Source organism: Pseudomonas sp. SH10-3B (assembly GCF_019891415.1).
Lineage (GTDB): Bacteria > Pseudomonadota > Gammaproteobacteria > Pseudomonadales > Pseudomonadaceae > Aquipseudomonas.
Genome location: NZ_JAFLXD010000086.1, coordinates 1 through 11,201 on the forward strand (window position 1 = coordinate 1; position 11,201 = coordinate 11,201).

12 protein-coding genes are annotated in these 11,201 nt (G+C 59.3%); 7 read left to right on the top strand and 5 right to left on the bottom strand.

The window, feature by feature from the left end:
• Both J1G35_RS29920 and J1G35_RS29925 read left to right on the top strand, forming a co-directional pair.
• Positions 1 to 650: RHS repeat-associated core domain-containing protein (locus J1G35_RS29920; RefSeq protein WP_279309469.1), on the top strand; the 650-nt coding region annotated here is incomplete at its 5' end.
• Positions 647 to 1,033, top strand: a complete 387-nt coding sequence (locus tag J1G35_RS29925) for a hypothetical protein (RefSeq protein ID WP_223016803.1) — start codon at positions 647 to 649, stop codon at positions 1,031 to 1,033. The genes J1G35_RS29920 and J1G35_RS29925, both read left to right, overlap by 4 nt.
• A 194-nt stretch (positions 1,034 to 1,227) precedes the next feature.
• On the opposite strand, the gene J1G35_RS29930 is transcribed toward J1G35_RS29925, so the two are convergent.
• The 5 genes from J1G35_RS29930 to J1G35_RS29950 all read right to left on the bottom strand — a co-directional run bounded on the left by J1G35_RS29930 (position 1,228) and on the right by J1G35_RS29950 (position 5,433).
• Positions 1,228 to 2,457 (bottom strand): M20/M25/M40 family metallo-hydrolase, encoded by a 1,230-nt coding sequence (locus J1G35_RS29930; protein WP_223016804.1) that lies wholly within the window; start codon positions 2,455 to 2,457, stop codon positions 1,228 to 1,230.
• A gap of 46 nt (positions 2,458 to 2,503) precedes the next feature.
• On the bottom strand, positions 2,504 to 3,562 hold the full coding sequence (locus J1G35_RS29935) for a diguanylate cyclase (protein ID WP_223016805.1): 1,059 nt from the start codon (positions 3,560 to 3,562) through the stop codon (positions 2,504 to 2,506).
• Positions 3,563 to 3,668: 106 nt separating this feature from the next.
• Positions 3,669 to 4,301 carry a LysE family translocator gene (locus J1G35_RS29940; RefSeq protein WP_053135336.1) on the bottom strand — a complete coding sequence of 211 codons (633 nt, stop codon included), beginning with the start codon at positions 4,299 to 4,301 and terminating at the stop codon, positions 3,669 to 3,671.
• 71 nt (positions 4,302 to 4,372) lie between these two features.
• The gene (locus J1G35_RS29945; RefSeq protein ID WP_053135333.1) at positions 4,373 to 5,242 is read right to left on the bottom strand and encodes a sugar phosphate isomerase/epimerase family protein; all 870 of its coding nucleotides are present in this window, start codon (positions 5,240 to 5,242) and stop codon (positions 4,373 to 4,375) included.
• A gap of 26 nt (positions 5,243 to 5,268) precedes the next feature.
• Positions 5,269 to 5,433 (bottom strand): rubredoxin, encoded by a 165-nt coding sequence (locus J1G35_RS29950; protein WP_016968943.1) that lies wholly within the window; start codon positions 5,431 to 5,433, stop codon positions 5,269 to 5,271.
• A gap of 158 nt (positions 5,434 to 5,591) precedes the next feature.
• On the opposite strand from J1G35_RS29950, the gene J1G35_RS29955 reads away from it, so the two are divergent.
• From J1G35_RS29955 to pcsA, 5 genes are all read left to right on the top strand, one after another.
• Positions 5,592 to 7,004: a PLP-dependent aminotransferase family protein gene (locus J1G35_RS29955; RefSeq protein WP_223016806.1), complete on the top strand. Its 1,413-nt coding sequence runs from the start codon at positions 5,592 to 5,594 to the stop codon at positions 7,002 to 7,004.
• Positions 7,005 to 7,235: 231 nt separating this feature from the next.
• Positions 7,236 to 8,486 (top strand): ribonucleotide-diphosphate reductase subunit beta, encoded by a 1,251-nt coding sequence (locus tag J1G35_RS29960; protein ID WP_003173711.1) that lies wholly within the window; start codon positions 7,236 to 7,238, stop codon positions 8,484 to 8,486.
• A 52-nt stretch (positions 8,487 to 8,538) separates the two neighbouring features.
• Positions 8,539 to 9,030: a DUF1289 domain-containing protein gene (locus J1G35_RS29965; RefSeq protein ID WP_053135350.1), complete on the top strand. Its 492-nt coding sequence runs from the start codon at positions 8,539 to 8,541 to the stop codon at positions 9,028 to 9,030.
• A 93-nt stretch (positions 9,031 to 9,123) separates the two neighbouring features.
• Positions 9,124 to 10,050 carry a class I SAM-dependent methyltransferase gene (locus tag J1G35_RS29970; protein ID WP_223016807.1) on the top strand — a complete coding sequence of 309 codons (927 nt, stop codon included), beginning with the start codon at positions 9,124 to 9,126 and terminating at the stop codon, positions 10,048 to 10,050.
• Positions 10,051 to 10,198: 148 nt separating this feature from the next.
• A complete protein-coding gene (pcsA, locus tag J1G35_RS29975; RefSeq protein ID WP_053135320.1) occupies positions 10,199 to 10,915 on the top strand; it encodes a phosphatidylcholine synthase in 717 nt (238 codons plus the stop codon).
• The last annotated feature ends 286 nt before the right edge of the window (positions 10,916 to 11,201 follow it).

Below are 11,201 nucleotides of genomic sequence, written 5' to 3' on the forward strand. Positions count from 1 at the left end.
AAAGCGGACTGCACTACAACCGTCATCGCTACTACAATCCCGATATTGGTCGCTATCTGACGCCAGACCCGGTGAAGTTGGCGGGTGGGATCAATGCGTACCAGTACGTGCCAAACCCTGCGAGGTGGGTTGATCCGCTAGGTCTGAGTGCCTGCCCGGGTGAAGACAGGTGTAACTCACCGTCAGAAATTGAGAAACCGACCGAACAAATCGAGGTTGATGAACGCTCGCCATCAGTTCCGACCCCCGATAAAAAAAGAGCCTATCTCTATCGTGGGGATTTAAGAGAACCGGACGAAATATTTGAAAAAGGATTTGAAAGTAGAGGATCAAGCACAGATCTTTTCCTGCACGCTTTGAACAACGCTAGCCCTCCCAGCAACTTTGTTCCCACCTCTACGTCGAGGAAGCAGGCGCTGGTATTTGCTTCCGGCTTTGGGTTCGAGGAAGGCTTTCTTTACACGCTTAAAAGGATCCCCGGACGAGACGTAAATAAAGAACTGGGCGTGCGTTCTAAACACAAGAACGAATTAGAAATTGCTATTCCTGAGCGTATCGACACAAAACACATTTTAGGTGCATCGCCAGTCAATGAGGACGGCACCTTCAAGGGATACACAATATTGAACCCCAATAGGGAATACCCATGAAATCACGTGAAATCACTATCATCAAAAACGGTATCCGTGAAAGCGCAGTGGTCGAATACGAAGCGGGGAAACCGACTCTTAATCTAGTACTGAACAACGGGGAACGAAAAACCTATACAGCGTTGGATCTGTTCGACAGCTTTGGGTTATTAAGAGCCGATTTAAAAGAGATAACTTTCTTATGCAAGGGCGCCAAAATCAATGTTCACACCTCTGGAATGTCCTCACAGATGTCGAATGGGCTTGTTGCCTACGAGCTGACTATGGGAAAGCCAGACGGTGAGCTCGTGCATATTTTTGCTTATGAGGAAAGCGACCTCACCAACGACATACAGAAGCAACATGATTTCTGCCAACGCTGGTCTGAATCAATTCAAGCGTAATACCACCACCCGCTATGGCGAGCGAGCTTGCTCTGCGTTGGGCCGCGAAGCGGCCCCAATCAGGGCGACGCTGTGTTTCAGGCAGATTGGCGTTGTTGGGTTTGGGCCTGCTACGCAGCCCAACGCAGGGCAAGCCTGCTCGCCACAAGGAATGAAGGCTCAGCCAAATTGCATGGGTGAGCCTCCCAGGCTGATCAGCGTTTACTCAGTTCCATAATCATCCGACTCAGCAAGTAGATCCGCGGCGCAACGCTCTCCACCTCCGCATACTCCTCCGGCGTATGGATATTGCCGCCGACAATCCCAAATCCATCCAACGTCGGCGTGCCCACCCCGGCTGACAAACTGGCATCCGCCGCGCCGCCGCTGCCTTCAATGGTCAACTTTTTACCCAACTCGCTATAAATCCCCTGGGCAATCGCCACCAGCTTGTCCGACTCCGGCGTCTGCGGCATGGGCGGCAGGCCGCGTTTGAGGGTGGTGGTCACTTCGGTTTCCGGGATCAACTTGTTGGCGGAGACCCGCACCAGGTCCTTCTCGATCCGATCGAACTCTTCCGGCAACGCCGCGCGTACGTCAGCCTTGGCGGTGGCTTGGTCGGGGATGACGTTGGTGCGGTCGCCCGCCTTGATGACGGTGAAGTTGATGGTGGTTTTCTTCTCTTCATCACCCAGCTTGCCCAACTGCAGGATCTGATGCGCGGCTTCCATGGCGGCGTTGCGCCCCAGTTCCGGGGCCACGCCGGCGTGGGCGGCTTTGCCTTTGACTTCGACCACGGCGGTGGCACTGCCTTTGCGCCACACCACCAGGCCGTCGGCCGGGCGGCCGGGTTCGAGGTTCAGCGTGACGTCGTGAGCCTTGGCGGTGTTGCGGATCAGGTCAGAGGCGATGTCGGTGCCGGTTTCTTCGCTGGCATCGAGCAGGAAGGTAATTTGTGCGTAGTCCTTGAACCCTTGGTTCTTCAGGACTTTGAGCGCGTAGATCCCGGCGACGATGCCGCCCTTGTCATCCATCACGCCGGGACCATAGGCGCGACCGTCCTTGATATGAAACGGACGTTCGGCCGCCGAGCCTTCCTTGAATACGGTGTCCATGTGGGCCATCAGCAGGATTTTGGCCTTGCCGCTGCCCTTGAGGGTAGCGATCACATGGCTGCTGTTGGCGGCGGCATCCGGCACCCGTTCAATCGTGAAGCCCAGCTGTTTGAGTTCATCGACGGCGATATCACTCACCTGGGTCAGCCCTGGCCCATAGCCAGAACCCGAATCGATATTCACCAGCCGCTCCAGCAGTTGCAAGGCAGGGGCCTTGTACTGCTCGGCGTCCGCCTGGATCTGTTTATGCGGTTCGGCGCTGTAGGCCGGGAGTGCGAAGGACAAGGCCAGCGTGGCGGCCAGGAGGGTACGCGGGAAGGTGAAGAGCATGAACCGATCCTTGTGGTGTGTTGGGGTGCCGCCTCACCCTACCCCACTAGACAGATCGCAACCAAGTGCCTTGCGCCGAACTGACCCGGTTGCGCCCGCTGCTCTTGGCTTCATACAGCGCCAGGTCTGCATCATTGAGCCAACTGATGGAATCGGCGTGCCCAGGTTGATACGGCGCCAGGCCGATACTCAAGCTGGCACACAGCGACGGGTCCTGGGCATACGCCAACGCGTTGAAGCGATCGCGCAACACATCCATCACTTGCGTGGCGTGGTTGAGCGGCATGCCCGGCAGGATCACACAGAATTCATCGCCGCCATAACGCCCGGCCAGGTCGGTGGCGCGCAGGTTCTGGCGCAACACTTTGCTGAGCTGGCGCAGCACGATGTCGCCGGTGACGTGGCCATAGGTGTCGTTGATAAGCTTGAAATGGTCGATGTCGATCAACGCAATCGCGGCCCCTTGCTGTTCGCGGTGGCAGCGTTGGAACTCGATCTCCAGTTGATCTTTCCAGGCGCCATGGTTGAGCAGGCCGGTCAAGCTGTCGGTGCGGCTCAGCGCCAGCAATTCGCGCTTGTGCCGTGCCAGCGTCACCGCCTGGCGGTAACAGATCCAGCCCAGCGCCAGCGGGTAGACCATCAGAATCGGCAGGCAGGCATAGATCTGGGTGGGGGTGGTCGTGGCGATAAAGGCTGGGGTGAATATCAACAGCGCCGTACCGATACCCAGCGCCTGCGCCACCCAACCCGCCAGCATGAACCGCGGACCGCCGATGGCGACGTTGTTCATGGTCATCATCGACAGCGTTGTCACACCGGGCAGCGGGTTGAAGTGCATGGCAGCGACCCAGAAGCCGCCGCAGAACGAATCGAACAACAGGTTGCGGCGCTCACTGCGCAGCGTATTGACGGCACGCGACGAGCGCTGGAAGGCCAGGACAGGCCAGACAAACGCGTTGATCACCATCCAGGCCCATACCCACGTTGGGGGCGCCAGCGGGTACATGCCAAACGCCACGCACACAAAGCCGAGCGTCAGCCCTAAGGTGCGGGATTTATACAAACGGGTAGCGAGCGGAAGTCCTTTTCCTCCGGCGGCTGGCATGGGCGGCTGTAATCCTGGATGGGTGCCTGGAGTCTATCAGGGAGCCAGCAATTCGCCACTACCACTCATAAGCTCATACCCAAGGCACATCACCCATCCAAAACGATTAGCTGGAGAAGCCCCTGGCCAGCATCAATGCCACACCCAGCAACAGCACCGCCGTGATCCGCTGCAGCAAAATACGGCGCTTGGGGTTTTCCAGCACGTGCTTGATGCGCTGGCCGAAGTAGCAATAAAGGCAACCGCTGGCAAATTGCAGCAACAGGAAGGTCGCCCCGAGGATGGCGATATCCGCCGCCGAACTGCGCTCCCCTGCCCCGGCGAACTGCGGGAACACGGCGCTGAACATGATGATGGTCTTGGGGTTGGAAAACCCGGTCAGCAGCCCTTTGCCGAACAGGCTGCGCGAGCCCTCCGCCGTAGCCGCCTTGCCGATCGACACACCGCTGCTGGTCCACTGCTTGTACGCTAGGTAGAGGATGTACGCCACGCCGACGAATTGAATGGTCTGGGTAATGGCGAGATTGCCCTTGATCAGTTCCGAGAAGCCCACGGCAAAGATCAGGATCGAAATCAGGTACGACACACTGGCACCGATCTGCGCCGGGATCGAACTGCGCAAGCCGTCCTTCAGGCCCAGGCTCAACAGCAGCAGGGTCATGGGGCCGGGGCTGAAGGTCATGGTGGCGCAAAACAGCAGGAAGTAGAGAAACGAAGACAGGGTTAACGCACTGGTCATGGGCCTGAGCCTTGAGTAGGTAGAAACGACAGCGGTGGGACGGGCCATGCCAGCACCCGCCCCAGAGCCGATCAGGCGACCGCGATTTCGGTCGTCAGCGATTCGCGGTACATCACCGCCAGCTCCCCGAGGGCGGCCTTGGCGGTCTGGTTACGGGTTTCGAAGGCCACCAGGCCTTTCCAATTGGTCTCAACGATGGCCTGCATCACATCGGCGTAGTCGCAGTTGCCGTCATGAATACCGAAATGCTGGTCCTGCACCCCATTGTTGTTGCTGAACGAAATACCCTTGATCAGGTGGTGATACTTGCGCACCACCTCGGCCGGCAGGCCGTTCTCGATATTGGCGTGGCCGGCATCGAGGAAGAAGTACACGTTGCGGTGCTCCTGCAGACGTTCGAACACAAAGGCGTATTCCGCTTCATGGGTAAAGATGTAGTGGAACGGCCGGTAGTTGACGTAGTTGGACAGGTTTTCCAGGTAGATATCCACGCCCTTGGCCTCGGCATAACGTGCCAGTTCCTGCACCGACTTGAGGTAGTGCGCCAAGGCAACCTTCTTGGCCATCAACACCATTTTCGGCTCGACGATACTGCCCCCGTGGATGATCAAAGGTGCGCCCAGGCGGCTGGCGATATCGATCTCGCGCTTCACATAATCCACCGCTGCGGCACGGAAAGCCTCCACATCACTGCCCAGCGGGGCCTTGAAGTTGCCGTGATAGACCGGTTTCACGCCGGTAGCTGCGATCTGTTCCAGCAGGCTGGTGATGCGTGCTTCGGTCCAGTCGTCGACCATTTCACCGAACAGGCTGCCGTCTATATACCAGTGGGTGCAGCCACCCTCGACGGCGGTTTGCAGGCCGGCTTCAGCGGCCAGGTATTTCTGGTGGGCCACGCCGGTACAGAACGGTACGGAGGGGTTGATCAGTTTGCTTTCCATGGAGCGATTCCTTTCGTGATGGAGGTTTACAGTTCAATGGCCATGAAATCGGCCTTGGTCACGCCGCAATCCGGGCATGTCCAGTCTTCCGGCACCTCTTCCCAAGGGGTGCCTGCCGGGATTCCGTCTTCGGGAATGCCCAATTCTTCAACGTACATAAATCCGCAGGGTGCACACATATAAGTCTTCATGAGAATGCAAGATCCATTGCTCGCGGGTAGAAAAGTTCGCCGGTTCCAGGCGAGATGGCGTGCAGTCTAGGGGACCGGCATTGCGCAAGGCAGGTAAAGTGATGCCTAATCCGGCCTAACTTCACCGGTAAAAGCACCGGCAAACACAAGGAAGGTTTATGTTTGTATCCGCCATCGCCTTTGTGGACGGCACGCCCAAGGTGCAGCAGATCGTCGAGGCGTTCAGCCTGCTCATCGAGAACGGCGAATGGGCACCCGGCAGCAAGTTGCCATCGGTGCGTGAGTTGACCCAGACCCTGGGCGTCAGCAAGTTCACCCTCAACGAAGCCCTGGACCGCCTGCGTGGACGTAACCTGCTGACCTCCAGCCAGGGCCGTGGCTACTTTGTGGCGATGGACAGCGCGCGCCCGGCCTCGGTGGCGTGGGTCGACCTGCTGCCTCAGGATCTGCTCAGCGTGTTGCGGCGCCCCCTGGTCACTGCCAGCGGCGAGCTGCGCCCCGGCGGCGGCCACCTGCCGGAAGCCTGGCTGAACGCCGAGGCCATCCGCCAAGCCATGCGCAGTGTGGTGCGCGCGCCGTCGTTGCGCATCGCCGGGCTGGGCACACCGGCCGGCTTATTGCCGCTGCGCCAGGCACTGCAACAAAAGCTGCACGGCGAAGGCTTGTCGGTACCGGTGGAACAGATCATCACCACCCCCAACACCGTGCAAGGCCTGGACATGCTGATGCGCCTGCTCGCACGCCCCGGCGACACAGTGCTGCTCGACGCGCCGTGCTATTTCAACTTTCACGCCAACCTGGCCCTGCACGGCGTCAAGGTGGTGACCATCCAACGCCGCCCCGATGGCTTTGACTTCATCGCTCTCGAACAACTGCTGGCCGAACACCGCCCCAGCCTGTACCTGACCACCAGTGTGCTGCATAACCCGACCGGCCATTCCTTCAGCCCCAGCCAAGCGTTTCGCCTGTTGCAACTGACCCAGCAGTACCACTGCCACATCGTCGAGGACGATCTCTATGGTGACCTGCACCCCAACCCGCCGCCGCGCCTGGCCGCCGTCGCCGGCCTGGAGCAGGTCACCTACCTGTCGGGCTTCTCGAAGATCCTCAGCGCCAACACCCGGGTCAGCTTCGTGGTGGCCGCGCCGCAACTGGCGGCCAACCTGACCAATATGAAGCTGATGAGCGGTGGCGTGACCTCGGAGCTGTTCGAGCAGATCGTCTACCGCATGCTCAGCGAGGGCAGCTACGCCAAGCACCGCAAGCGCATGGTCCAGCGCTTGATGGAGGCCGGCGGGCGTGTAGAACAATGGCTCAGGCGCTGCGGATGCGAGTTGCCGATGGCCTATGAGGGCGGGATGTTTATCTGGGCACGCTTGCCACCCGGGGTGAACGGCGAGCTACTGGCCCAAGAGGCGCTCAAGCGCAGCATGGTTCTGGCGCCGGGCGCGCTGTTCGGCTACGACCCGGCCCATCGCGATTCGATGCGTTTCAACGTGGCCCACAGTGATGAGCCCAGGGTGCAGCGGGTGTTTGAAGCGCTGTTGCTCAAGGCCCCGCGCGAGTCCTGAAAGGCTGCGGCGGTTCTGCCACCCCTGCGACGTTCGATCCATTCTTGCGCGTTGACCCGTTGTGTTACACACCATATAGTGTGCCCACAAACAGAACAGACCACTACATAGTGTGCAGTATCGGTATTTACCGACCACACTCTGCGCAGCATTTCAATGCCTGTAGCCTGCAAATCGAATTTTTTGGACGGGGTCAAACACCGTCAGAACAGAACAGAAGGGAGTATTTCAATGCTGAGTTGGGATGAAGTCGACAACGAGGACACCGGTGCAGCAGTGATCAAGGGCGCCAATGCCGGCCACGCCAGCGAAGCCAACATGGACCGCCTCGACGGCGCCGGCGCCGCTGCTGCCCTGGAAGCGCGCAATGTAACTGCCAACGACTCCGCTGCGATCATCCGCGCCAAGGCCGCCCTGGACAAACTCGACGTCGCCGAAGGCCTCGCCGAACTTGAAGGCGCCTCCGCCCGCGTCGCCGTTGACGAAAAGCGCATGATCAACTGCCGCGCCGACCTCAACCAACTCGTACCCTTTAAGTACGACTGGGCCTGGCAGAAGTACCTCGACGGCTGCGCCAACCACTGGATGCCGCAAGAGGTCAACATGACCGCCGACATCGCCCTGTGGAAAAACCCCGAAGGCCTGACCGACGACGAACGCCGCATCGTCATGCGCAACCTCGGTTTCTTCTCCACTGCGGATTCGTTGGTCGCCAACAACCTGGTCCTGGCCGTGTACCGCCTGATCACCAACCCGGAGTGCCGCCAGTACATCCTGCGCCAGGCCTTCGAAGAAGCGATCCACACCCACGCCTACCAGTACTGCATCGAATCGCTGGCCATGGATGAAGGCGAGATCTTCAACATGTACCACGAGATCCCATCGGTGGCCAAAAAGGCAGCCTGGGGCCTGAAATACACCCGTTCGATCTCCGATCCAAAGTTCGAAACCGGCACCGTCGACACCGACAAGGAACTGCTGCGCAACCTGGTCGCTTACTACTGCGTACTGGAAGGCATCTTCTTCTACTGCGGCTTCACCCAGATCCTGTCCATGGGCCGCCGCAACAAAATGACCGGCGTGGCCGAGCAGTTCCAGTACATCCTGCGCGATGAGTCGATGCACCTGAACTTCGGTATCGACGTGATCAACCAGATCAAAATCGAAAACCCACATTTGTGGGATGCCGAGATGAAGGAAGAAGCGACCCAGATGATCCTGCAGGGGACTCAGTTGGAGATTGAATATGCTCGCGACACGATGCCGCGCGGTGTGCTCGGTATGAACGCTGCGATGATGGAAGACTATTTGAAGTTCATCGCTAACCGTCGCCTGTCGCAGATCGGCTTGAAGGAAGAGTATCCGGGGACGACTAACCCGTTCCCGTGGATGAGCGAGATCATGGACTTGAAGAAAGAGAAAAACTTCTTCGAAACTCGCGTCATCGAGTACCAGACCGGCGGTGCGCTGAGCTGGGATTGAAAAAAAACGGCCCCTTTGTGGGGCCGTGTTGTTTCACTTGTCGACGTTTTTTATGCCCAATCAAACCATCAAGACGCCCTGCATAGGCCTGTGCTCCACCGTTTACGGGGATTTGGTCTGCCGAGGCTGCAAGCGTTATCACCACGAAGTGATCCAGTGGAATGGCTACAACGCCGAGGAAAAACAGGCAGTGTGGCTGCGCCTCGAACAATTGCTGGTGCAGGTAATGGTCAGCAAACTGGAAGTACTCGACCCCCAGCGCCTGCGCCAGCAATTGGAAGACCGCAAGATTCGCTTTATGCCGCACCAGTCGCCGTATTGCTGGGCGTATCAGCTGATTGCCCGGGGCGCGCGGGTGATATCCAAGTTGGATGCCTACGGGTTGGCGTTGTTGCCGGAGTTTCGCGAACGCAATCTCACGGATTTGCGCGATGCGATCGATCGCGAGTTTTTCCTGCTGTCCGAGGCGCATTACGAGCGCTATATCGCACCTGGTTTTATCCGCGAAGTGTTTGGCCAGCCCCTCATAGCCAGCAGCCTATGATCCCTGATAGCGGCTACGGGGTATTTTTTCAGCTCCCCGCAAACGCTGCCATTGTGGTTAAAATGCCGCCCGCTCAATGACCGACGCTTAACGATGACCCCAGACGCACTCGCTACCCTGCACGCCCACCTGCTCACCGCCCTGGCCAGCGCCCCTGCTGAAACCCGGCGCCTGTTCCACGGCCGTGGCCGTTGCTGGCCGGGCCTGGAGCAATTGACGGTGGACTGGCTGCAAGGCGTGGTCCTGGTGGCGCTGTTCAAGGAGCCCGAAGCGACCCACCTGGATGCGTTGAAACAGCGGTTGATCGACATCGACTGGGCTCAATTCGGCGCCCACACCGTGGCCCTGCAACACCGCTACCTGCCGCAAAGCACCACCGAATGGCTGGTGGGTGCAGCCATCGACGAGCTGACCATCACCGAAGGCGGCCTGCGTTACCTGATCGACCTGGGTAAGAAGCAGAACAGCGGGTTGTTCCTCGACATGCGCTACGGCCGCAACTGGGTGCGCGAGCACGCCAAGGGCCTGCGGGTGCTCAACCTGTTTGCCTACACCTGCGGGTTCTCGGTCGCGGCCATCGAAGGCGGCGCCGAGCACGTGGTGAACCTGGACATGGCCCGTGGCGCCCTGAGCCGCGGCCGCGACAATCACCGCCTGAATGGTCACGACCTGAGCAAGGTCACCTTCCTCGGCCACGACTTGTTCAAATCCTGGGCCAAGGTCACCAACAGCGGCCCTTACGACTTGGTGATCATCGACCCGCCATCCTTTCAGAAGGGCAGTTTCCTGCTGACCAAGGACTACCAGCGCGTACTGCGCCGCCTGCCGGATTTGCTCACGGCCCAGGGCACTGTGCTGGCGTGCATGAATGACCCGGCCTTCGGCGAAGACTTCCTGATCGACGGCGTCACCCGCGAAGCACCGGGCCTGCGTTTTATTGAACGGCTGCAAAATCCACCGGAATTTCCGGATATCGACGCGCAAAGTGGCTTGAAGGCGCTGGTGTTCCGTCAAGGCTGATGCCGAAACGTCCTACGCTTGCTACGCTAAGAGATACACCGGGTGGTGAACCTTATCCCCCCCTTCCCGGTCGATACCTGCATCCCCCGGCCAGACTCGACGGCGTCACGTTGTCGGCTGCCCCGTTCCACCTTTTGGAGAACCGCCCGTGATATCGACCCTGCATGTAGCCAGAATCAAAGCCTGGGGCGCCCACGGCTTTACCGCCACAGGTGTGGTATTGGCCTTCCTGGCCACCCTGGCGTTGCTGGAAAACTCACCCAAGGCCTGCCTGCTCTGGCTGGGCCTGGCACTGGTGGTAGACGGCGTCGACGGCTCCCTGGCGCGGCGGGTGAATGTCAGCACGGTATTGCCCAGCTTTGACGGCTCGGTATTGGACCTGGTGATCGATTACCTCACCTACGTGTTTATCCCGGCACTGTTTATCTACCGCTATATCGACCTGCCGGACTTTACCCACCTGTTCACGGTGTCGGTGATCCTGGTGTCGTCGCTGTTCTGTTTCTGCAACGTGAACATGAAGAGCAAGGACAACTATTTCGTCGGCTTCCCTGCGGCCTGGAACGTGGTGGCGTTGTGCGTTTACATCATCCAGCCCGCCGCCTGGGTCACCTTGCTCACGGTGATCGGCCTGGCGCTGCTGACCGTGACGCCGATGAAGTTCCTGCACCCGTTCCGGGTCAAGCGGTTCATGCCGATCAATATCGCGGTGACCACCATCTGGTTGCTGTGCAGCTTTTTGATGGTGGTGGATTATCCCAACACCAACCCGTGGACGTTTGGGTTGTGGTCGGTGATGTCGGCGTATTTCCTCGGGATTTGCGTGTGGCGCACGGCGCTGGAGTGGTTGGGAACTCACAAATAGCCAACTGACACGGCTTGTCCTCGATGGCGGCCTCTGGGCCGACCATGTTGTTGGTTTTGACCGAGTGCATATCCGTTGCTGCGGTCACGGCTACCTATGGTTCCGCCCTTACGGCGGGTCACTTTTGGAAAAGAGCCCCAAAAGTAACCAAAAGGGCTCTTGCCCCACCACTCGGTACCTCGCCTAGGCTCGGTATGCCCGAACGAAGGCTTGAATCCGTGGGCCGCCGTCATGGGCCATCCCTGGCCCAGGACGGCTAACCCGGCGTCCTGCCGGGTTACCCACG

Excerpts from the sequence above, each read along its gene's own strand:
- J1G35_RS29935 (WP_223016805.1), bottom strand. The coding sequence starts at position 3,562 with ATGCCAGCCGCCGGAGGAAAAGGACTTCCGCTCGCTACCCGTTTGTAT.
- J1G35_RS29950 (WP_016968943.1), bottom strand. The coding sequence starts at position 5,433 with ATGAAGACTTATATGTGTGCACCCTGCGGATTTATGTACGTTGAAGAA.
- J1G35_RS29960 (WP_003173711.1), top strand. The coding sequence starts at position 7,236 with ATGCTGAGTTGGGATGAAGTCGACAACGAGGACACCGGTGCAGCAGTG.
- J1G35_RS29945 (WP_053135333.1), bottom strand. The coding sequence starts at position 5,242 with ATGGAAAGCAAACTGATCAACCCCTCCGTACCGTTCTGTACCGGCGTG.
- J1G35_RS29970 (WP_223016807.1), top strand. The coding sequence starts at position 9,124 with ATGACCCCAGACGCACTCGCTACCCTGCACGCCCACCTGCTCACCGCC.
- J1G35_RS29965 (WP_053135350.1), top strand. The coding sequence starts at position 8,539 with ATGCCCAATCAAACCATCAAGACGCCCTGCATAGGCCTGTGCTCCACC.
- J1G35_RS29930 (WP_223016804.1), bottom strand. The coding sequence starts at position 2,457 with ATGCTCTTCACCTTCCCGCGTACCCTCCTGGCCGCCACGCTGGCCTTG.
- J1G35_RS29955 (WP_223016806.1), top strand. The coding sequence starts at position 5,592 with ATGTTTGTATCCGCCATCGCCTTTGTGGACGGCACGCCCAAGGTGCAG.
- J1G35_RS29925 (WP_223016803.1), top strand. The coding sequence starts at position 647 with ATGAAATCACGTGAAATCACTATCATCAAAAACGGTATCCGTGAAAGC.
- J1G35_RS29940 (WP_053135336.1), bottom strand. The coding sequence starts at position 4,301 with ATGACCAGTGCGTTAACCCTGTCTTCGTTTCTCTACTTCCTGCTGTTT.